The organism is Paenibacillus sp. J22P277, assembly GCF_059383675.1.
Genome location: NZ_JBXENS010000004.1, coordinates 42,744 through 65,076, shown reverse-complemented (window position 1 = coordinate 65,076; position 22,333 = coordinate 42,744). Strand labels below are relative to the sequence as shown.

General features: G+C 58.1%; 18 protein-coding genes. 11 read left to right on the top strand and 7 right to left on the bottom strand.

Annotated features, from left to right (window positions below; translation table 11 throughout):
- Window positions 1-5: 5 nt before the first annotated feature.
- Window positions 6-398, top strand: a complete 393-nt coding sequence (locus tag AC50YL_RS13610; RefSeq protein ID WP_494832684.1) for an FxsA family protein — start codon at window positions 6-8, stop codon at window positions 396-398.
- A 150-nt stretch (window positions 399-548) separates the two neighbouring features.
- Here AC50YL_RS13610 and ytvI read toward each other — a convergent pair whose 3' ends face one another.
- Window positions 549-1,664: a sporulation integral membrane protein YtvI gene (ytvI, locus tag AC50YL_RS13605; RefSeq protein WP_494832683.1), complete on the bottom strand. Its 1,116-nt coding sequence runs from the start codon at window positions 1,662-1,664 to the stop codon at window positions 549-551.
- Window positions 1,665-1,865: 201 nt separating this feature from the next.
- Here ytvI and ppk1 point away from each other — a divergent pair, with 201 nt between their 5' ends.
- Window positions 1,866-3,962, top strand: coding sequence for a polyphosphate kinase 1 (ppk1, locus tag AC50YL_RS13600; protein WP_494832681.1), 2,097 nt, complete (start codon window positions 1,866-1,868; stop codon window positions 3,960-3,962).
- Here ppk1 and AC50YL_RS13595 read toward each other — a convergent pair.
- Window positions 3,928-5,457: a Ppx/GppA phosphatase family protein gene (locus tag AC50YL_RS13595; RefSeq protein ID WP_494832679.1), complete on the bottom strand. Its 1,530-nt coding sequence runs from the start codon at window positions 5,455-5,457 to the stop codon at window positions 3,928-3,930. The genes ppk1 and AC50YL_RS13595 overlap by 35 nt on opposite strands.
- 331 nt (window positions 5,458-5,788) lie before the next feature.
- On the opposite strand from AC50YL_RS13595, the gene citZ reads away from it, so the two are divergent.
- The 8 genes from citZ to AC50YL_RS13555 all read left to right on the top strand — a co-directional run bounded on the left by citZ (window position 5,789) and on the right by AC50YL_RS13555 (window position 15,410).
- Window positions 5,789-6,901: a citrate synthase gene (gene citZ, locus AC50YL_RS13590; protein WP_494832677.1), complete on the top strand. Its 1,113-nt coding sequence runs from the start codon at window positions 5,789-5,791 to the stop codon at window positions 6,899-6,901.
- Between the two features lie 148 nt (window positions 6,902-7,049).
- Window positions 7,050-8,342 carry an NADP-dependent isocitrate dehydrogenase gene (gene icd, locus AC50YL_RS13585; RefSeq protein WP_494832674.1) on the top strand — a complete coding sequence of 431 codons (1,293 nt, stop codon included), beginning with the start codon at window positions 7,050-7,052 and terminating at the stop codon, window positions 8,340-8,342.
- A 312-nt stretch (window positions 8,343-8,654) separates the two neighbouring features.
- Window positions 8,655-9,596 carry a malate dehydrogenase gene (gene mdh / locus AC50YL_RS13580; protein WP_494832672.1) on the top strand — a complete coding sequence of 314 codons (942 nt, stop codon included), beginning with the start codon at window positions 8,655-8,657 and terminating at the stop codon, window positions 9,594-9,596.
- Window positions 9,597-9,745: 149 nt separating this feature from the next.
- Window positions 9,746-12,007, top strand: a complete 2,262-nt coding sequence (gene recQ, locus AC50YL_RS13575) for a DNA helicase RecQ (protein WP_494832670.1) — start codon at window positions 9,746-9,748, stop codon at window positions 12,005-12,007.
- 74 nt (window positions 12,008-12,081) lie between these two features.
- A complete protein-coding gene (locus tag AC50YL_RS13570; RefSeq protein ID WP_161744872.1) occupies window positions 12,082-12,507 on the top strand; it encodes a hypothetical protein in 426 nt (141 codons plus the stop codon).
- A gap of 36 nt (window positions 12,508-12,543) precedes the next feature.
- Window positions 12,544-13,500, top strand: coding sequence for a sugar kinase (locus AC50YL_RS13565; protein ID WP_494832668.1), 957 nt, complete (start codon window positions 12,544-12,546; stop codon window positions 13,498-13,500).
- Window positions 13,501-14,307, top strand: coding sequence for a DeoR/GlpR family DNA-binding transcription regulator (locus AC50YL_RS13560; RefSeq protein ID WP_494832666.1), 807 nt, complete (start codon window positions 13,501-13,503; stop codon window positions 14,305-14,307).
- A gap of 170 nt (window positions 14,308-14,477) precedes the next feature.
- A complete protein-coding gene (locus tag AC50YL_RS13555; protein WP_494832664.1) occupies window positions 14,478-15,410 on the top strand; it encodes an NHL repeat-containing protein in 933 nt (310 codons plus the stop codon).
- A 138-nt stretch (window positions 15,411-15,548) separates the two neighbouring features.
- On the opposite strand, the gene nagA is transcribed toward AC50YL_RS13555, so the two are convergent.
- Both nagA and nagB read right to left on the bottom strand, forming a co-directional pair.
- A complete protein-coding gene (nagA, locus tag AC50YL_RS13550) occupies window positions 15,549-16,739 on the bottom strand; it encodes an N-acetylglucosamine-6-phosphate deacetylase (RefSeq protein ID WP_494832662.1) in 1,191 nt (396 codons plus the stop codon).
- Window positions 16,740-16,742: 3 nt separating this feature from the next.
- On the bottom strand, window positions 16,743-17,465 hold the full coding sequence (nagB, locus tag AC50YL_RS13545) for a glucosamine-6-phosphate deaminase (protein WP_494832660.1): 723 nt from the start codon (window positions 17,463-17,465) through the stop codon (window positions 16,743-16,745).
- Between the two features lie 199 nt (window positions 17,466-17,664).
- Between nagB and fni the strand changes: the two genes are divergently transcribed.
- Window positions 17,665-18,726, top strand: coding sequence for a type 2 isopentenyl-diphosphate Delta-isomerase (gene fni, locus AC50YL_RS13540; RefSeq protein WP_494832658.1), 1,062 nt, complete (start codon window positions 17,665-17,667; stop codon window positions 18,724-18,726).
- Between the two features lie 50 nt (window positions 18,727-18,776).
- Here the strand turns inward: fni and AC50YL_RS13535 are convergent, their stop codons facing one another.
- Genes AC50YL_RS13535 through AC50YL_RS13525 form a run of 3 tightly spaced genes read right to left on the bottom strand, consistent with a single transcriptional unit; the run spans window position 18,777 to window position 22,313 of the window.
- Window positions 18,777-19,874 (bottom strand): Ger(x)C family spore germination protein, encoded by a 1,098-nt coding sequence (locus AC50YL_RS13535; protein WP_494832656.1) that lies wholly within the window; start codon window positions 19,872-19,874, stop codon window positions 18,777-18,779.
- Complete coding sequence (locus tag AC50YL_RS13530) at window positions 19,831-20,988, bottom strand: GerAB/ArcD/ProY family transporter (RefSeq protein ID WP_494832654.1); 1,158 nt, start codon at window positions 20,986-20,988, stop codon at window positions 19,831-19,833. The genes AC50YL_RS13535 and AC50YL_RS13530 overlap by 44 nt, the downstream gene beginning before the upstream one ends.
- Window positions 20,988-22,313, bottom strand: coding sequence for a spore germination protein (locus tag AC50YL_RS13525; protein WP_494832651.1), 1,326 nt, complete (start codon window positions 22,311-22,313; stop codon window positions 20,988-20,990). The genes AC50YL_RS13530 and AC50YL_RS13525 overlap by 1 nt, the downstream gene beginning before the upstream one ends.
- Window positions 22,314-22,333: the final 20 nt, after the last annotated feature.

Genomic DNA, 22,333 nt, shown 5'->3' with positions numbered 1-22,333 from the left:
CGAAGATGCTCAAATGGCTGATTGCGGCTATTATCGTCATCCCGGCGCTTGAATTGTGGGGCATCATCCGAATGGGACATTTGATCGGCGGTTGGCCGACGTTCCTGCTCATCTTGCTGACCGGTTTTCTGGGCGCGAAGCTGGCCAGCTCGGAGGGCCGCAAGGCGTTCGCGGAGGTTCAGACGCAGCTCCAGGGCGGCAAACCGCCCGGTCACGCGATGCTCAACGGCATTTGCGTCCTGATCGGCGGGCTGCTGCTGCTCCTGCCGGGCTTCTTCTCCGATATCGTCGGCGTGACGATGCTCCTTCCGCTCACGCGCCCCTTTTACCAAATCCTGATGTATCGCTGGCTGGAAAAAAAAGTGCGCAACGGCTCGTTCGTGATTCGGCGCAGATAAATGGTCCTTTCGTCGTGACGGTATGCCGTCATAGCGTGGAGGACGGCATAATGAGATTGTTCTGGCCTATTGGCCGGTCACAACAAAAGTCCTGCTTTCGCGATCGAAAGCAGGACTTTTGGCGCTTCGCCCAGAAGCGGACCGGACCGGTTATTTCGGCCCGCGGACGATGAACGAATACAGGTCGCGGAAGACGTTCGCTTTATGTATGGTGGTCAGGATGACGAGCGAGACCGGGCCGATGATGAGCCCGAGCACGCCGAACAATTTTAGTCCGACGAACATGGAAATGAGGGTCGGCAGCGCCTCGAGCCCCACGCTGGTGGCTAGGACTTTAGGTTCCAGCGTTTGCCTGGCGACGAGAATGACGCCGTAGAGGATGGAAAGCTCGATTCCGAGCGTGACGTCGCCGTAGATGAAGGTGTAGAGAATCCACGGGATCATGGCGGCGCCTACGCCCAAGTACGGGAGCAGATCCACGAGGCCGATCAGCATGCCGATGGTGATGGCGTAATGGACGCCGATAATGAGAAGGCCGACGGTTACGACGACCGCCGTGATGGAAATCATAATGAACTGGGCGCGCAAATACCCGAACAATGCTTTCTTAAGATCGCCCCATACGACTGCGGTGGACTGCATGATGCCCTGCGGCAGCCACGCGGATGTCCGTTTGCCGAGCCGGTGCCAGTCCTTGCTGATGAAGAAGGCGGCCAGCAGGACGACGACCGAGATCGTCGCGACGTTCGGCAGCGACGTAATGATGCTCACGATGCCGTTTAAGAAAAAGGTCACGATATTGGTGCTCGTCGCCGCGACCAAATTCGCGGTGTCCGAGATCCGGCTGTTGATCGTCTCCTGATAATTGGGATTATCCTGGTAGAAGGAAGTGAGGTTTTCGATCAGGTTTTGGATTTCCGGTTTGTTCATCAGGAATTCGAATTGATCGCGCCACCAGTCGATGTTGTTGCTGAGCGATTTGGACAGCGTGATGATTTCCACCACGATCCGCGTGACGAGCGCCGAGACGATCGTCAGCATCGCGATAACGAAGACGACGAGCGTAATGGAAACGCCGATCCACCGCGGAAGTTTTAATTTTCTGTTAAGGAGATTGACGATCGGATTGATCGCGTACGCGAGCAGCCACCCAAGGAGAAACGGGTAAACGAGCGGCGTTACGTAAATCACGGCGAGCACGAAGACGACCAGCAGGGAGATCACCAGCGCGGCGCGCCATATTCGTTTCCAGATGACTCGGTCCATAACAACTATCACTCCTCAAAGTTCTAAGCCGCCGACATTCCTTTATACATTATTGTATAATTGTAGCATAGCGAGTATGGCCTTTACCAAAAAATAAGTATTGTCCCAGTTTCTTTACGCCCCCTTTACAATCCTTTAATATGCGAGAAACAATAAACCTACATAATTAGACTATTCGACAATCAGGAGGACCCTGGATCTATGAACAAAATCATGTCGCCCTATTTGAATCGCGATTTAAGCTGGCTCGAGTTTAATCGCCGCGTGCTGGAAGAAGCGCAGGATCCCGGCAATCCGCTGATCGAGCGGGCGAAATTTTTGGCCATCGTGTCGAGCAATTTGGACGAGTTCATGAGCGTCCGCGTTGCCGGCATTCAAGATCAGATAAAGGCCGGATACACGAAGCGCGACTTCACGGGTTACATACCTGCAAGCTTATGGAAAAGACTGATGAAACGGACCGGGCAGATGGTTGCCGACCAGTACCGGACTTACCGTGAAATTTTGCGGGGACTTTTGAAAGAAGGCATTTGCTTCCGCACCATAGATGAATTGAATCCGCAGCAGTTGAAGGCGGTCGACGAATATTTCCTCGAAATCGTTTTCCCGGTGTTGACGCCCATGGCGGTCGACCAAAGCCGTCCGTTTCCGCTGCTGCACTCCAAGGAGCTGTACTTGTCCGTTCTGCTGGGCCGCGGGGAGCAGCCGGAGCTCGACGAAGACCCGTTCTTCGCGATCGTGCAGGTGCCTTCCATCCTCCAGCGTTTCGTTCAGGTACCAGGGCGGGTCAACAGCAAGAAGCATGAGTTCGTGCTGCTGGAGCAGTTGATCGAGCGGCATATCAATACGTTGTTCAACGGTTATACGACGATCGCCGTCGATCCGTTTCGTTTGACGCGCAACGCGGATTTGACGCTGAACGAAGAAGGCGCGGAGGATTTGCTCGAGGAGATCGAGAAGGAGCTTCGCCGCCGCCGCTGGGGGCTTCCCGTACGTCTCGAATACGGCAAAGGCATGCATCCGTACTCGCTCCAAATGCTGAAGGAAGAGCTGGAGCAGGGGGAAAATCTGTTCGAGATCGACGGACCGCTTGATCTCGGCTTCCTGATGCGGTTTACCGGCTCGCTGGAGGGGTACGAGAATCTGAAGTATCCGCGAATCGAACCCGTTTACCCGCATGAATTCGAGAACACGGAAGACATGTTCGCGGTTCTTCGGCAGGAAGACGTGCTGGTATATCACCCGTACGAATCCTTCGATGCCGTGACCGATTTCGTCATGGACGCGGCGCAGGATCCTTACGTGCTCGCGATCAAAATGACGCTGTACCGGGTAAGCGGCCAGTCGGCGCTCGTTCAGGCGCTGGCCGTCGCCGCGGAATCGGGGAAGCAAGTCACGGTGGTCGTGGAACTGAAGGCGAGGTTCGACGAGGAGCGCAACATCGCCTGGGCACGCCAGCTCGAGAAAGCGGGCTGCCATGTCGTGTATGGGCTCGTGGGTCTTAAGACTCATGCCAAAATCACGCTCGTCGTACGCAGGGAACAAGGCGTACTGCGCCGCTACGTGCATGTGGGCACGGGCAATTACAACGACAGCACGGCGAAGCTCTACACGGATATCGGCCTGTTCACGTCCCATCCCGTCATCGGCGCAGACGCTTCCGCGCTATTCAACGAGATCACCGGCTATTCATCCCCGTACGAGTGGAAGGCGTTCGGCGTTGCGCCGACGGATTTGAAACAGAAGCTCTTCGGGCTGATCGACCGCGAGAAGGCGCATGCCGCCGAAGGGAAGCCCGCCCATATCATCGCAAAAATGAACAGCTTATCGAATCAGGAGATGATCGATAAGCTGTACGAGGCTTCTATGGCCGGCGTCCGAATCGAATTGATCGTCCGCGGCGTGTGCTGTCTGCGTCCGGGCGTGCCCGGCTTAAGCGAAAATATCCGCGTCATCAGCATCGTGGACCGGTTCTTGGAGCATTCCCGGATCATTTATTTCCGCAACGGCGGGGAAGAGGAGTTGTTCCTCTCCAGCGCCGACTGGATGACGCGCAATCTGACCCGGCGGATCGAGCTTATGTGTCCCGTTTTCGACGCGAGGCTTCGCGGCATGCTGATGAACGTGCTGCGCATGAATCTCGACGATAACGAGAAAGCCCGCGAGCTGCAGTCGAACGGCGGCTACGAGTCGGTCCGCAACGAGCTGCAGTCGCTGCGCAGCCAATTCCAGGCGACGAACATCCACCGATGGAAGTATTCTTCTAACGCTGTTCCGGTGAATACAGGATCGGAGTAAGGCCCCAGAGCTTCTTGAAATCGTCGGAAAGCGAGTCGACCTCCTTGTGTTCGACGCCCAGCGCGCCGCTCGCCCGGACCGCCCGCAGATGCAGCTTGCCTTCCGATTCCTCGGCTTCCAGCTTGCCGATGGCCTGCGTTTCGCTGCGGTCGAGCGCGATCGCAAGCTGGAGCAGCGTGCCGAGCTTGCAGACCAAGGCGATGTCCTCCTCGGACAGCAGCGGCCTGTAGTATGCGGCGATTTGTTTCGTGCGGTTCTTGCTTTTATACGACGCGATCAAGGCGCAGATCAGCAGCTCCCGGTGGGACAGGCCGTTCAGCCGGGAGTTGATGATGAGGTAGTACGTATGCCGTTTGTAATCGTAATAATCGATGCCGGCGCCGATTCGGTGCAGCGTGGAGGCGATGTCGATGAACAGCAGTGCGTTGTCTCCGTCCGAGAGGCGGGCTTTCAGCAAACCGGTCAATTGCAGGACGATCCGGTTTACTTGAGCGGTGTGCTGCATCGGAGCTTCCGGATGAAGGGCTGCCAGGTTATTGACGCTGTACATGGTGATGTCGTCCAGCCGCGGCCGATCCGGAAAGCGGGTCGCGTAGAAAAGCCCGTCGCGGAGACCGGTGCCGCAGATCAAATAATGCGATGCGCCGACCGCGCGGAAGATCGTCCGCAAAATGGCGAGTCCCGGCACGATGATATCGACGCGGTCCTTGGAAAGCCCGGGGAAGTTCTTGCGTTTGCCGATCGGCAGCTTGCGCAGCAGCTCGAAGAGCTCGCCGGCGGCTTCGCCGGTCATCGGATAATTATGCGTGCTTTCGAACGGATATTTCACGTATGCCTGATGCATCTTGCCGAGCGCCCGGACGGTGCCGCCCACGCCTACGAGCGGGAGCCCGGGCGACAGCTTGAGCCAAGGCTGGCGCTGCACGGCTTGTTCCACGAGCTGTTCCAGCTCCTTCAGCGCCTGGTCGGACAGCATGCCGCCCTTGGAAAATTGGCGGGTCAGGCTGACGCAGCCGAACGGGAACGAAACCGCCTCGACGAGGCTTCGGTTTCTGAACAGCGATACCTCCGTGCTGCCGCCGCCGATATCGATCAGCAAGCCGTCCGTCACGGACATCGAATTGATCATGCCGAGAAATCCGTAGCCGGCTTCTTCTTCGCCGGAGATCAGCTCGATCGCCAGTCCCGTCTCCGATTCGATCCGCTCGAGCACATGGCTGCGGTTGGCGGAATTCCGGATGGCGGCCGTGGCCACGGCGCGGATCAGGCCGGTTTTGTGATGCGCGCATATCAAGCGAAAATGGTTGATCATATCGACTATCTGTTGAATGACTTCGTCAGGCAGGGCGCCGTTCTCGTCCAAATGCTCGCTGAGCCTCGCGGCGCGCTTGCTGCCGTCGATGACGCGGTGGGCACCGCCGGAGGTCCGTTCATAAACGACCAGCCGGATGGAGTTGGAGCCGATGTCGATAATGCCGATGCGTTGTTCCGTCAATGCGTGGATCCTCCTTCGGGAAATCGTGAACGTTGTTCTGGTACTATCGCACATTTTACCACTTGCGGAGGGCTTCAACAAAGGTTTGTTTTGCAGGGGTAAAAGCGCGGGGAACTGGGTAAAATCATGGAAGGATTCACCGCGAAAATGGCGAAATTTCGAACGGGAAAAAAGCTTTTATGGTGGCGATAAAGCATTTTTATGTCTTGTTTTGTTTCCTTCCGCATCGAAATCCGATATGATTAAAGATGACGATACGGAACTCGAATCCAACTATTGTTAAATTGTTCCTCCATTTATGAAATAAAAAGGTGCTAAAGGAGAGAGAAACATGACAGCAACCAAAGGTCTAGAAGGTATTGTCGCAACGACTTCCTCGATCAGCTCCATCATCGACGGCGTTCTGACTTACCGCGGCATCAATATTGACGACTTGGCGGAGAACGCTTCTTTCGAAGAAGTGGCGTACCTGCTTTGGTACGGCAAGCTGCCGAACCAATCCGAGCTGAGCGAGCTGATGCGGCAGCTTGGCGAATACGCAGCGGTTCCTGCCGGCGTACTGGATTCTTTGAAGCTCTACCCGAACAACACGAACTCCATGGCAGCCCTTCGCACGGCCGTGTCCAGCCTCGCTTTGTTCGACGGGCAGGCAAACGATATGTCCAAAGAAGCGAACATTCAGAAAGCGATCAAAATTCAAGCGCAAATCCCGACGCTGATCGCTGCCTTTGCACGCATTCGCGATGGCAAAGAGCCGGTCGCGCCGAAAACGGGCGTTTCCATCGCCTATAATTTTCTGTACATGCTTAACGGCCAAGAACCGGATCAAGTCGCCGTCAAGGCACTCGATCAAGCGCTTGTGCTTCATGCCGACCACGAGCTGAACGCCTCGACTTTCGCGGCGCGCGTAACGGTTGCGACCTTGTCGGATATCTACTCCGGCATCACGTCCGCCATCGGAGCGTTGAAAGGCCCGCTGCACGGCGGCGCCAACGAAGCCGTTATGGTCATGCTGGAAGAAATCGGTTCGTTCGCGAACGTGGAATCGTATATCAACGATAAACTTGCGAACAAAGAAAAAATCATGGGCTTCGGACACCGCGTCTACAAAAACGGCGACCCGCGCGCGAAACATTTGCAAAAAATGTCCCGCGAGCTGGGCAAGTTGACCGGCAACATGGAGCTGTACGAGATGTCCGTCAAAATCGAAGAGCTCGTAACGGGCCAAAAAGGGCTCAAGCCGAACGTCGACTTCTACTCCGCTTCGGTGTACACGACGCTGGGCATTCCGCGCGACCTGTTCACGCCGATCTTCGCGATCAGCCGGGCATCGGGATGGACCGCGCATATCCTCGAGCAATACGACAACAACCGCCTGATCCGCCCGCGCGCGGAATATACGGGGCCGGTCGATCAAAAAGTAACGCCGATCGCGCAGCGTTAATCACGAACAGCAAATAGACGGCCGTGGGCAACCTTTGGCCGTCCTGCCTCTGACGGGGTGTTGACGCGCGGCTTGCCTCATGCTGCGTTGCCGGCTCCCGTCATGTTATGTGTACCGAACAACTACATTTTAGGAGGAATTCATCATTATGCAACTCGAAAAATTCGCATTGCCAACAGAAGGCGACAAAATTACGATCGATAACGGCGTTCTTCAAGTGCCGAACAACCCGATCATTCCTTTCATCGAAGGCGACGGCACGGGCCGCGATATCTGGAAAGCTTCCAAACGCGTTCTGGACGCGGCTGTCGAAAAAGCATACGGCGGCGAGAAAAAAATCGCTTGGTACGAAGTGTTCGCCGGCGAGAAAGCGTTCAATAATTACGGCGAGTGGCTTCCGGCCGACACGCTGACGGCAATTCGCGAATATATCGTTGCGATCAAAGGACCACTGACGACGCCGATCGGCGGCGGCATCCGTTCCCTGAACGTTGCGCTGCGTCAAGAGCTTGACCTTTACGTCTGCCTGCGTCCCGTCCGTTACTTCGACGGCGTACCTTCCCCGGTTAAACGTCCGGAGCTCGTAAACATGGTTATCTTCCGCGAGAACACGGAAGACATCTATGCCGGCATCGAGTACCAAGAAGGTTCGGACGAGGTCAAGAAAGTGATCGCCTTCCTGCAAAACGAAATGGGCGTCAATAAAATCCGCTTCCCTGAAACGTCGGGTATCGGCATCAAGCCGGTTTCGGCAGAAGGCTCCAAACGTCTGGCTCGCGCCGCGATCGAATACGCGCTGAAGCACGGCCGCAAAACGCTGACGCTCGTGCATAAAGGCAATATCATGAAATTCACGGAAGGCGCGTTCAAGAACTGGGGCTATGAAGTGGCCGAGCAAGAGTTCGCGGATCAAACCTTTACGTGGGGCCAATACGACCGCATTAAAGAAGCCGAAGGCACGGATGCTGCCAACAAAGCGCAAAAAGACGCGGAAGCCGCAGGCAAGCTGATCGTGAAAGACGCGATTGCCGACATCGCGCTGCAACAAGTGTTGACGCGCCCTACGGATTTCGACGTGATCGCCACGTTGAACCTGAACGGCGACTACCTGTCCGACGCATTGGCTGCCCAAGTAGGCGGTATCGGCATCGCTCCAGGCGCCAACATCAACTATTTGACCGGACATGCTATCTTCGAGGCCACGCACGGCACGGCTCCGAAATACGCGGATCTTGACGTGGTTAACCCGGGTTCCGTTATCCTCTCCGGCGTTATGCTGCTTGAGCACCTTGGCTGGCAGGAAGCGGCTGATTCCATCTACAAAGGCTTGGAAACGGCGATCAACAACAAAACGGTCACGTACGACTTTGCCCGCCTGATGGAAGGCGCGACGGAAGTGAAATGCTCGGCGTTTGCCGACGAAATCATCAAACATCTGTAAGAAACAGGGGGTCCTGTTGACCCTTTAGTTTAAAAATAAAATCATAAGTGCATCCTCTAGATATTAAGTGCACCCCCTAAATCCCCTTGAGGGGGACCCCAAGGGCTTCGCCCTTTGGAATCCCTTCGAATAACGGGCGAGCAGGAGAGGCGCTTAAATGTAGATGCGTGCAGGGCTTACGCAAGATCCGCATGGCTTCGCTTATGCGGATCTTGCCCGCTTTACGTCGTTCGAGCGGTTAGGCGCTTGCAGCGTTCTATAAAACTAACGATGGCCGCTTGACGCGGTTATACTTATGGGAGGCTTTCTAAGATGGCGATTAAACGGCATAAGATTACGGTTGTCGGCGCTGGCTTTACCGGTGCTACTACGGCTTTGATGCTGGCGCAGAAACAGCTTGGCGACGTTGTGCTGGTCGATATCCCGCAGCTCGAGAACCCGACGAAGGGCAAGGCGCTGGATATGATGGAATCCACGCCGGTCCAAGGTATCGACGCCAAAATCACGGGTACGTCCAACTATGAAGATACGAAAGACTCCCAAGTCGTGATCATCACGGCCGGCATCGCCCGCAAACCGGGGATGAGCCGCGACGATTTGGTCAACACGAACGCGGGCATCGTGAAATCCGTCTGCGAGAACATCAAAGCAACCAGTCCGGACGCTTACGTCATCATCTTGTCCAACCCGGTCGACGCCATGACGTACGTGGCTTACAATGCACTGGGCTTCCCTAAGAACCGCGTCATCGGCCAGTCCGGCGTGTTGGACACGGCGCGTTACTGCGCGTTCATCGCCGAAGAGCTGAACGTATCCGTTGAGGACGTTCGCGGCTTCGTGCTCGGCGGGCACGGCGACGACATGGTTCCCCTCGTACGGTATTCCAACGTCGGCGGCATTCCGATCGAGAAGCTGATTTCGGCCGATCGCATCGAGGCGATCGTGCAGCGGACCCGCGTCGGCGGCGGAGAAATCGTCAACCTGCTCGGCAACGGCAGCGCGTACTACGCGCCTGCGGCATCGCTGGTCCAAATGACCGAAGCGATTCTGAAGGACAAAAAACGCATCACGCCGGTCATCGCGCTGCTGCAGGGCGAATACGGCTACGACAATCTGTTCATGGGCGTACCGGCGATTCTGGGCGGCGACGGCATCGAGAAAGTGTTCGAGCTTGAGCTGACCGAGGCCGAGAAAGCGGCGCTGGAGAAATCCGCGAATTCCGTTCGCAGCGTGATCGCTGTCGTGAACGGCTAGTCGATACGTTTATCGCAACACTCATGAAGCACATGAGACCCTGACTGATCAGCCGTCAGGGTCTTCCTGTTTTTACGGCCTTATGAAACGGATTATTATGCAAAAGCGATTTTCAAGCGGATACCTAACACGTTTAAGGAGGGAGTCTTATGCATCTCGAAGCGCTGCAGACGCTAAAAAGGATTTACGGCTATGACAGCTTCCGCAAAGGACAGAGCGATATCATCGAGGGCCTGCTCTCCGGCAAGGATACGTTGGCGATCCTGCCGACGGGCGGGGGGAAATCGGTCTGCTATCAAATCCCCGCCATGCTCCAGACGGGCACGACGATCGTGGTCTCGCCGCTCATTTCATTGATGAAAGACCAAGTCGATACGCTGAACCGGCTGGGCGTGCCCGCCGCGTATTTGAACAGCTCGCTCGATGCGGCCGCATACCGGGACGTCGTCAGGCAGACCTCGCAGGGCGCCTATAAGCTGCTGTACGTCGCGCCCGAGCGGCTCGACAGCGGCATGTTCGAGTCGTTGTCGGCCCAAATGCATATTCCGCTCATCGCGATCGACGAAGCGCACTGCGTCTCCCAATGGGGGCATGATTTCCGTCCGAGTTACCGCCAATTGGCGGGCTGGATCGGCCGGCTCGAGAACCGGCCGCCGGTCGCCGCGTTCACGGCCACGGCGACGCCGGAAGTGTCGGAAGATATCGCGGCGATGCTTGGGCTGCACGATCCGAATATATTCGTAACGGGATTCGCGCGAACGAATCTGACGCTCTCGGTCGTAACGGGAACGGACAAACGCAAGTTTCTGCGGGATTTCGTGCAGCAGAGGCCCGATCAATCGGGCATCGTCTACACCGCCACGCGCAAAGAAGCCGAGGAAGTGTGCGAGGACCTGTCCCGGCTCGGCATCGCGGTCGGCAAGTATCACGGCGGCCTGAACGACGGCGAACGCGCGGATGCGCAGGAACGGTTCCGGTTCGATGAGAACCGGGTGATGGTCGCGACGAATGCGTTCGGCATGGGCATCGACAAGCCGAACGTCCGCTTCGTCGTGCACTGGCAGATGCCGGGCGACGTGGAATCGTATTATCAAGAAGCCGGACGTGCCGGGCGCGACGGCGAGGAAAGCGAATGCGTGCTCTTGTTCGAGCCGCAGGACGTCCAGGTGCAGCGGTTTCTCATCGACCGCGGTACCGCGGATCCGGAGCGCAAGACGGTTCAATTGAACAAGCTGTATACGATGATGCACTACAGCCGGTCGGAGAAATGTCTGCTGCAATACATCGTTCGGTACTTCGGCGAAGCGGACGTTCCGGAATGCGGCAAATGCAGCAATTGCCTCGACGTCAGCGCGATGGCGGACGTCACGGAGGACGCCCGCAAGGCGTTGTCCTGCGTAGGAAGGCTGAAGGGCCGGTTCGGAATTTCGATGGCGGCGAAGGTGCTGAAGGGCTCGCGGGAGAAGCGCATCCTGGAATTCGGCTTCGATCGTTTGTCGACCTACGGGCTGATGCGTCAGTGGGCGGAACGCGACATTGCCGATTTGATGTATTTCCTGGTCGCCGAAGGGTATTTGCGCATCAGCGAAGGCGAATACCCGACGGTCTCCTTGACGGCGGAGGCGCTGCCGGTCTTGGAAGGCTCCGTGCCCGTGCAGCGGCGTCAGAGCGCGTCCGTCAAACGGCGGGATACCGGTTCAGCGGTGTCGGCCGCGAATGCGCAATTGTTCGAGGCGTTGCGTGAGTGGCGCCGGGAGACGGCGGCCCGGGAGAAGGTGCCGCCGTTCATGCTGTTCTTCGATTCGGCGCTGCGGGAAATCGCGGACAGGCAGCCCGTTACGTCGGAGCAGCTGCTCGGCGTGAAAGGGATCGGCGCGGCGAAAGTCAGCAAATACGGGCACGACGTCATCGCGATCGTCAGGCAGCATAAGCAGGACGGAGCAGAGGGGCAGGCGCGGAACGGTCCGGTAACCGGGGGATTCGCGCCGTCGGCGGCGGTTCAATCCGCGCAAGATTCGTCGGGTGTTACGTACGCCGATGAAGGAGCAAGCTACGGCGCCGCCACCGGTGCGGCCGGAGGCGATGAGTTGGCCCGGATAGCGGATCTGCCGAGCCATGTGCAGACGCTGACGCTGTTCGCCGATGGCAAATCGCTGCCCGAGATCGCTTCGCTTCGCGGAATGAGCCGCGTGACGATCGAGAACCATCTGCTTCGGTGCGGGGAAGAGGGCGAGGAGCTGCCTTGGGGTGACTTCATCCCGGAGCGGCACGAGGCGCTGATCGTGGAGACGATCAAGGAGATCGGCACGGAGAAGCTGAAGCCGATCAAGGAGGCGCTGCCGGAGGAAGTCGATTATTTCGCGATCAAGGCGGCCATCGTGAAGCACCGCCTGTCGCAGGCCGGCGAATAAAGCGTTTCTTTGTATTGCAGGGTCAGTTTTAGTATACTTAGAAGTGACTATAGATCTACCGAGGAGGACGCTTGATGTTAAGTTTTATGTTGTTTTTGCACGTAATCGGTGCAGCCGGATTGGGGTTCTACATCGCCCTGCCTTTCATGGCCGGACGCGCGTCCAAGCTTGACGGCGGCGGACAAGCCGGATTGGCCGACGGACTGGCCGCGGCGAACCGCATCGCCCAATACTTCCTGGTGCTTCAGCTTCTTACGGGCGGTTATTTGATGTCTCAGAGCGATTATAAAGTCATTTGGATGATCATCGTCATCGTGCTGTTCCTGGCGATCGCCGCGATCGGCGGCATTATCACGAAGCCGCTCAAGCGGATCTCGTCCGCGATCCAAAGCGGACAAAGCGCGTCGGCGCATATCGCGAAAGTACGCACGATGAGCGTTATTTTGCTGCTCGTCTACCTGGTGACGCTCTATTTCATGAAGTATCCGATCCTGAAGTAGGAACCGGCTGCGGACGATAGAGGAGGGGAACGGTTGTTGAAATCGCAATCACCGGATTTGCTTACCTTCGGGGAGACGATGGCGCTGTTCATGCCGCAGGATTTCCGAAGCATCGAACACGCTTTTTCGCTCGAGCAGAGCTTCGGCGGGGCGGAGAGCAACGTGGCGATCGGCGCGGCGCGGCTCGGATGCTCGGTCGGTTGGTTTGGCGCATTGGGCGACGATCCGTTCGGTCGGCTGATTCTGAAGCGGGTCCGCGGAGAAGGCGTCGACGTATCCAGGGCGAAGCTCGCGCCGGATGCGCCGACGGGCATGATGTTTCGCGAGACGGTCGCGGGGAAGCTCGCGGTCCACTACTACCGCAAGCAATCGGCGGCAAGCCGGATGACCCCGGACGAGCTTGATCTGGACTACATACGGGGCTGCAAGATTCTTCATGTTACCGGGATTACGCCGGCGCTCGGCGACAGCTGCCGCGAGACCGTATTCGCGGCCGTGTCTGCCGCGAAATCGGCGGGCGCGCGCATCAGCTTCGATCCCAACCTTCGGCTCAAGCTGTGGACGATCGAAGAAGCGCGGCGCGTCGTGCTGCCGCTCGCGGAGATGGCGGATTACTTTCTTCCGGGTTGGGACGAGCTGCGCATGCTGTACGAGACGGACGACTTCGAGCTCGTGAAGGATAAGCTGTCGCAATTGAAAGCGGTCAGCGTCGTGAAAGGCGTCGGCGACACGACGGTCGTGCTGGAGAACGGCAACGTCGTCGAGATCCCGTTCTACCCCGTCGATCAGGTCGTGGATACGGTCGGCGCCGGCGATGCGTTCGGTTCCGGATTTTTGGCCGGGCTGCTGAAGGGCATGAGTCCGGCCGAGGCCGTCCGACTCGGCAGCATTAACGGCGCGCTTGTCGTGCAGATGCGCGGCGACTGGGAGGCGCTTCCCGATTGGACGACGGCAAGCCGCAGACTATCGGACAAAGGCTGGGTGGAACGGTAGATGGCGGAGGTGCAATCGTCGAAAGGGCAGCGTCGCCGCGAAGGGATCATGAACGTGCTGAAGCGGCAGGGGCGGATCACGATCCAGGAGGTCGTGGAGCGATTCGGCGTTTCCGAAGCGACGGCCCGCCGCGACCTCGAGCTGATGGAGAAGGCGGAGCCCGTCATTCGGACGATCGGCGGCGCCATGTACGACGGACTGAACGCGGTGCGCGAGCTGCCATTCGCCGAGAAGGAAGGATTGTCCTTCCTGGAGAAAGAGCGGATCGCCGCGGCCGCGGCCGGTCTGATCGCCGAAGGCGACGTCGTCGGCTTGTCCGGCGGCACGACGAACTATTATTTGGCGAAGCTGCTAAAGACGCGCAGAGGCATTACGGTCGTGACCAACACGGTGAACGTGGCGATGGAGCTCGCGGGCAGCGACATCAATGTCGTCGTGACCGGCGGCATGATGCGGCATAACAGCTTCGAATTGTGCGGACCGCTCGGCGAAGGCATGGTCGCGCAGCTGAATATCGGCAAAATGTTTCTCGGCGTGGACGGCGTGTCCTCGACCGGCGGGATTACGACGTATTCGGAGCAGGAAGCCCAGATCGCCAAAGCGATGATCCGGCGTTCGCAGGCGACGTACGCCATGTTCGATCATACGAAGATCGGACGCACTTCGCTGTTCTCGATCGCATCCCTGGCGGAATTGCAGGGCTTCATCACCGATCGGGAGCTGCCGCAGCAGCTGGCTTCCATTGCGAACTCGCACGGCATACAGACGGTGATCGCATCCGTCGGGCATGAAGATTCCGGCATTTAACGAGAAAGCCCGATGCCGCAGGGGCTTTCGACTGGCAAGGTCCGTATCGCGCATCGGCGCGGCGGGCCTTTTTTAGTAAGCTTAAAATTTTCTCACATTATTTTTAACTCCCGAGATTCTCAAGATTTGGTATACTGGGAGGGATCTTATTCGCAAAGGAGAAATGATACGTGTCTGAAAAATTGATCATTGGCAGCGCATCACATTCTTACGAAGTCGCCAGCGGCTGGGGCAAACTTCCGGAGGGCATCGCTTACGGATATACGCACGGGATTGTAGTGGATGAAAATGATAACGTTTACGTACATAACACGAGCAAGGATTCCGTCGTCGTGTTCGATAAAGACGGCCAATTCAAAACGTCATGGGGCGCGGAATTCGAAGGCGGCGCGCACGGCTTCTACCTGCACCGCGACAACGATGGCATCGAATATTTGTATTTTGCCGACACGAACCGCTCCCTCGTCGTCAAGACGACGCTGGCCGGCGACGTGCTGCTTGAAATCGGCACGCCAGACCGTCCGGATCTATACGACGCGGAACGCCGCTACGTGCCGACGGACGTATGCGTGGCGCCGAACGGCGATATCTACGTATCGGACGGCTACGGCCAATATCATATCCATCATTACGATGCCAAAGGCGGCTACATCCGGACGTTCGGCGGCCGTGGCTCGGAACCGGGCAAAGTCATCGAGCCGCACGGCATCTCCATCAACCTCCGCGGCGGAGAGCCGGAAATCTACGTGGCGGACCGGGGCAACGGACGGATTCAAGTGTTTACGCTCGAAGGCGAGCATAAACGCTTCGTCGATCACAACCTCGACCGGCCGTGCAGCTTCTATTTCTTCGGCGACGAAGTGTACCTGCCGGATCTGGACAGCCGCATTACGGTGCTGGACAGCGAAGACCGCTTGATCACGCATCTGGGCGAAGACCAGAAGGCATACAAGCAAGAGGGCTGGCCGAACCTGCCGAAAGCGTACTATCGTCCGGACAAATTCAGTTCGCCGCACGGCGTCTGCGTCGATTCGCAGGGCAACGTGTACGTGGCGGAATGGATTTTCGACGGCCGCGTGACGAAGCTGATTCGGCAGAAGTAAATTTCCCGGACTTGCTCGCATGGATGGTTAAATAGAAAAGAGCCCATGAAAGCCGCCAGTCGGCTTCCATGGGCTCTTTTTAAGTATAGGCGAGGCTATGCCCGGATCGATGGATGGCGCCGAAGCGCTTCAGCCGAATCAAACCTGCTTCGCATCATGAACAAGTCTTCCCTGCACCCAAGTATGGCTGACGCCGGAGAAGGACGCATCCGCAAGCACGAGATCCGCAGCCATACCGACCGCGATCGCTCCCGTCACGTTCTGAAGGCCGAGCTGCTTCGCGGGATTGCCGCTGGCCATGCGGCTGACCTCGGCAACGCTAAGCGAGGTATGTTCGAGAACGTACCGGACCGCGTCGATCATCGTCAGCGTGCTGCCGGCGAGGCTGCCGCCTTCGCGAAGGCGGGCGACGCCGTCCGCGACATCGACGTCGAGTCCGCCGAGATCGTAACGGCCGTCGCCGAGGCCCGCGGCCGACATCGCATCGGTGATCAGGATGACGCGGTCGCGCGGCTTCGCCTGCATGAGCAGGCGGATGGCGGCCGGATGCACGTGATGGCCGTCGGCGATCAGCTCGGCGTGGATCCGGTTATCGCCGAGCACGGCGCCGACGGTGCCCGGTTCGCGGTGATGCAGCGCCCGCATGGCGTTGAACGTATGGACGGCCTGCGACAAACCGGCCTTGACCGCCGCTTCGACCTGCGCGTAAAGCGCGTCCGTATGGCCGGCGGCCGCGACGATGCCATTAGCGGCAAGGTACGCGATGACCTCGCCCGCGCCTTCCTTCTCCGGAGCCAGCGTCAGCTGCTTGATCGTGCCGGGATAGGCGTCGTTCCAGGCTTGCACCCAATCCAGACGCGGCGGCGAAATGAAACCGGGATTTTGCGCGCCGGGCCAGAGCTCGCTGATGAACGGGCCTTCCAGATGCACGCCTTCCAGGCTGGCGAACGGCATCGGATTCCGCCTGTAAGCGGCGGTTGCGTCCAGTACGGCTTCTATGGCTTCCGGCGGTGCGGTCACCGTCGTCGCCAGCATGCGCGTGGTGCCGTGCGCGGCGTGGAAAGACGTGATCGCGTCGTACGCTTCTTTGGAGGCATCCATGAAATCAGAGCCGAAGCCCCCATGGACATGCACATCGATAAACCCGGGCAGCAGCCAGCCGCCGCCTCCGTCGATAAGGGGTGCGCCATCCGCTTGCGGACGCTCCCCGCCGACGAGAATCTCCGCGATCTTGCCGTTCGCGATCACGACGACTACATCTGCGGCCTCAACATCGCCGATGACCGCGCGGACGCCTTGAATGATCCATTTTCCTTCGGCCTTGTTCATGGTTTACAACAACCTCCCTGCCTCTCGATCGACCAATACCGTAACGTTTTTGTGCGTTTGCAGCAGCGACGCGGGGCATTCCGTCGTAATCGGCCCCTGCAGCGCTTGTTTGACGATGACCGCTTTATCCGAGCCTTTGACGACCAGCAGGATGGATTCCGCTTTTAGAATCGAGCCGACCCCCATCGTGATGGCCTGCGTCGGAACGTCGTCGATGGAAGCGAAAAATCTCGCGTTGGCTTCCCGCGTCGCTTGTTCAAGCTCGACGATATGCGTGCCGCCCCGCAGCTCCCGGTCCGGCTCGTTGAATCCGATATGGCCGTTATGGCCGAGTCCGAGGAGCTGAATGTCGACGGGCCGCTCCTCCAGCATCCGGTCGTAGTTCGCGCATTCCGCCGCCAAATCGTCCGCCGTGCCCCGGGGAAGATGAATCTGCCCGGCCGGAAGATCGATATGGGCGAACAGATGCCGATTCATGAACCGCGCGTAGCTCTGTTCGTGGTCCGGCGTAAGCCCGACGTACTCGTCGAGGTTGAAGGTAGTCGCGTATTTGAAGGACATATCGCCTTGTTGGTACAGCTCTATCATTTTTTCATAAATTCCGACGGGTGTCGAGCCGGTGGCCAGTCCGAGCGTCGACTCCGGTTTCTCTTTCAATGCGTCGGCAAACAGCTGCGCGGCATAGCGGTCCAATTCGGACGTCGTTTCAAAGAATTTCAGTTGCATCGCAAGCGCCTCCCAGTAGGTTCGTTCTGATGCTAATTATAAATTATTTTGTTGGAATCGACAATTAAAATGATTGTAAAAATCATTTTAAAGATAAAAATGATCAAAATACCCATAATGAGGCACGGACTTGCTCCGTTGCCGACTCTATGCCATGATGGATGGAAATCGAATGGGATGGAAGGAGCACAATCTCAGCATGACGGACAGAATGGATGCGGAGCATGCCGTTACCGCAAACCGGAAGGGCGAGCATATCCGCATTTGCCTGCAGGAGCAGGTACAGAGCACGGGAGCGGGACCGGGCTTCGACGGCTATCGGTTTCGTCATCAGGCGCTTCCGGAAATCGCCTACCACGATATCGATCTTGCCGTTTCTTTTCTTGGCAGGAGGCTGTCGGCGCCGCTGCTCATCAGCTCGATGACGGGCGGAACGGAAGAGACCGCGCTTATTAACGCCCGGCTTGCCGAAGCCGCCGAGACGCGGGGCTGGGCGATGGGACTCGGATCCATGCGTGCCGCAATCGAGAACGAAAACCTCGCGTCGACGTTTCAGATGCGTAGGCTTGCCCCGAGCATTCCGATCATCGCCAATCTGGGCGCCGTCCAGCTTAATTACGGCTACGGGATCGATCAATGCCGACGGGCGGTGGAAATGGCCGAAGCGGATGCGCTCGTGCTTCATTTGAACAGCATCCAGGAAGTGTTCCAGCCGGAGGGCAACACGGACTTCCGGGGCTTGCTCCGCCGGATCGGCGAAGTATGCCGCTTGATGGACGTGCCCGTCGGCATCAAGGAAGTCGGCTGGGGCATCGATGCGGAGACGGCGGGCGTGCTGCTGGAAGCCGGTGTCGCCTTCATCGACGTGGCCGGAGCGGGAGGAACCTCGTGGAGCCAAGTCGAGAAGCATCGCGCGCGCGACGAGCTGCGCGCGGATGCCGCCGCGGCGTTCGCCGACTGGGGAACGCCGACCGCCGCGTGCGTCCGCGACATCCGGGCCGAACGGCCGGAAGCGACCGTGATCGCGAGCGGCGGCCTCGCGAACGGCGTGGATGCGGCGAAAGCGATCGCGCTCGGAGCCGATCTTGCCGCATACGGCCGGACGCTGCTCGGCGGAGCGGCCGATCCGGCAGCCGGCGCGAGCGGTCCGCTGCAGCGCCGGATGGAGCGCATCGAGTTCGAGCTGCGCGCGGCGATGTTCGGCATCGGCGCGGCGAATATCGGCCAGCTGCGGGCGACGGACCGGCTAATGCAGGTCTAGCATGGCGGCAGCAAGGGCAGAACCGTTTGGATAACGGGTCTGCCCTTGTTTTATTTGACGAGTCCCGTGCCTTCGATCTCGACCCGGACTTTGATGTCGAATTTCAAATCGGGGTAAATTTTTTGCCAATCCTTCCACGTCTGTTCGGTTCCGGGATGCGTGGCCCGGTAGCGCAGGCCGAAGCCGAACGGATCCACCTCCGCCTGCTGCATTTTCTTGAACAGCTTCTTGATTTCCGATTCGATCTGCTGATTGAACAGCGCCTCCAGCTGGTTCCAATCCTCCTCGTATACCCCGAGCGGAGCCTCTTCGAAGATGCCGCTGACGTTCAGCCACAGCCGTAATACATGCTCGCCGTTTCCGTTCGCGATTTTGAAATGCGTCGCGATGTGGTCCACGTTGATCACCATGGTGTTTCCGTTCTTCACGGCCGCTACCGTCGACTTCGCGTCTTGGTTCCGGATCTGGCTGTACGTTTCCGTCTCGCCCGGCGTCAACGTCTCCACCAGTTTGGATTTGTTCAGCACGCCCAGCCTCGTGATGGCATAGCCGTCCCGTTCCGCGCGGATGAGGGGCAGCACGGGATCGATCCCGTGTTCCCTGTAGCGCCGGATGAAATCGAACAAATAAACGGGAACGAGGTAGGAAGATTGCGTGCCGTCTTTGCCGAACATCAGGAACAGCGTGTTGCCCGGGTAGCGTTCGCTTTTCGGCTCAACCTGCAGAATCGACTTCGCGTCCGGCTGGGCGACGGCCACGTAAGCGATGCTCTGCACGTCCCGCCTGCGGGTTAGCCAGCGCAGAATATCGGTATAATCGCTTCGGGCCAGCTTCTCGCCGAGCGCGAACAATTTGCAATGGCCGAAATCGAATTCTTTGTCGACATGCGCTTTCAGCAGCCTCACGGCTTCCGCGATGGAGCTGGCTTCCATGGTGACTACCTGATTATTGCCGGCGCCGGGCTCGACCTTCGGCGAGGGCACCGCGAGCCGCAGCGTGATTTTATAGCCTTTCGCGCCATGATCCGCCGGGTCGATGCCCATCGCGATGACGAAAAACCGCTTGTCGATATCCCTGAAGCCGCATCCGGCCGTCGCCGCGAAGCTAAGCGCCGTCAGGGCCAGCAGCGTTATGCGAAGAATTTTCATGGCTCACCAGCTTCTTTCTTTTCCCTGATCCAAACAGGCTAAGCACGAAAACGAACAGCACCGAGACGATTTCCACGCAGGCTCGCAAGACGATCCAATGGCTCGTGATTTTCAAATTTTCCTTTTCGTTGAACCAGTAGGCGTAGGCGACCGTCAGCACGGCGAACAGCCCGACGATGACCCAATTCGAACGGGGCGTGCGCGCGGGATCGACATCCGTTTTCTTCTCCGGCAGGCAGCTTTTGACCATTTCCATCCCCATATGCCAGCCGATCATCGCGAAGATCAGCGATAACACCAGATACATCAGCAGAAATACGAAAATGACTCGTTCGATAAACCCGTAGCTCATGATGAGCGTGTCCGAGGTGACGCTCCAGATGTACAAGTAGTCGGCGGCTCCCTCCGTTCCGTGGAAGCCGATGGGAACGAAGAACGAAGTGAGCAGGATCAGGCTGCAGAAGATGGGGGTGACCCAACGAAACCGCAGCCGGAAATTCGGCGAATTCAGCCGGTTGAACATAAAGAAATTCATGTACCCCGTAAAGACGAACAAGGAGGCGGCGAACGGCTTTACCTGCGGGCCGCGGTTCCAATAATGGCTGACCGTCCGGATGGCGTCCCAGTCCAGCATCGAACTGTTGAAGGCTTTGAACAACAGGAACAAAATGATCGGGGCGCAAACGACCAGACCGACCTCCAGCACGAAGATCACCGTCAGCGTGGAACGCGTCGCGGCGTACATGCAGACGAGGCACATAAAGACGAGCACGATGAGCGAACCCGTGTCCGGATTGAAGAAACGGTTGATGAGCACGGAAAAGGCGTACAACGTAATGGACGATGCCGTCAGCCACATGACGGCGCAAACGATCAGAATGGGAACCGTCAGCGGTTTGGGCATAAACACCCGCAGGATTTCCGGCAGGCCTTTTCCGGGAAAGGTTTTCATGACATGCATGAAGAGCAGGGCGAGCACGGTACCGACGATCGCGGCGCACAGCATCGACATGATCGCGCCTTTGTAACGGTATTGAATCAACAGGTACGGGACGAACAGCATCAGATTCAGCAAACTGACGAGAATGACGTTGTAGAAGAAATAGCGGCTCATTACCGGCCCACCTGCCCGACGTCGCCCGATTGCGATTGTCTTCGCCCGAAGATCCGGAAGTACGGCTTGCCGAAGCTGCGCAGGTCGGCCAAGTAGACGAGGTAGCAGAAGACGCCGAACGTCACGCCGGAGATGCCGAAGAAGATCGCGGGCACGATCAAGGGATACTTCAGGAAACGTATGGCCGTCGACATGTTGTTGACGGGTATGACGAAGTTCGAGATGGCCACGACGGAGGTGACGATGATCATGATGCTGCTGACGAGTCCGGCCTGCTGCGCGGCCTGGCCGAGAATCAAGCCGCCTACGGTGGTGGCCGTCGAACCGATGTATTTGGGCAGGCGGACGCTGGCCTCGATCAGCGATTCGATCATGAAGAGCATGATGAACACCTCCACGAAGGACGGGTAAGGGACGGCGGAACGGCTGCCGGCAATGGAAAAGGTCAGCTGCACGCGGAACAGCTCCGGATTGTAGGACATGATGGCGACGTAAAGCGCCGGGAGCGTGACGGTCAGCACGACGGCGATATAGCGCAGCGTGATCATGGCGCGCGTCATCCAGAAGGAATCGTAATCGTCGTCTACCGCGTGCAGGAATTCGAAGAAGGTAGAAGGCAGGATAATCGCGAACATGGAGCCTTGCAGCAGCACGATTATTTTGCCGTCCTCGATGCCGGCGCAGACGCGGTCCGGACGCTCCGTCACCATCATCGAAGGGAACAGGCGGTAGCGGTCGCCCAGCGAACGGACAAGTTCCCCTGTGGCCGTGTAGAACGGATCGGAGATGCGCTCCAGCTTGGCGCGGATATGGCCGAGCACGGTGGCGTCCACCCGGTGCTTATCGTACACGAGCAGCATCCGGGTTTTGGAGATCGTCCCCACCGTGCGTTCCTCGACGGCAAGCTCCTCGCTCGGATACCGGCTTCGAACGATGTTGATCGAATCGATCAAATCCTCGCTCAGCGAGATCTGCGGACCCATAATGACGGTTTCCACCATCGTTTGGGGGTTTTCGTTGCGGATGATCCGCGCGGCGTCGAGCTTGTAGACCATGCCGTTCAATTGCAGCAGCACGAAGCCGTGGAGCAGCGTCTCGCCCCATTTGGCCGGATCGTCCAGCCTTTTGAAGGACGGATTGCGTTTGATCAAGTCTTCGAAAGGATGCTCCTCTTTCGTGAACGGAACGAGGATGAAGTCGCTGACCTTGCTCTCGTCGCAGAGGGTGTTGATGTAGGCGACCTCGATGATCAGCGTGTCGTTCTGCAAACGGTCCAAGGTCAGGTCCCGCGATTCGGCGAACAGAGTCCCGATACGGTTCAGCATGTCATCACACCCTTGATCGA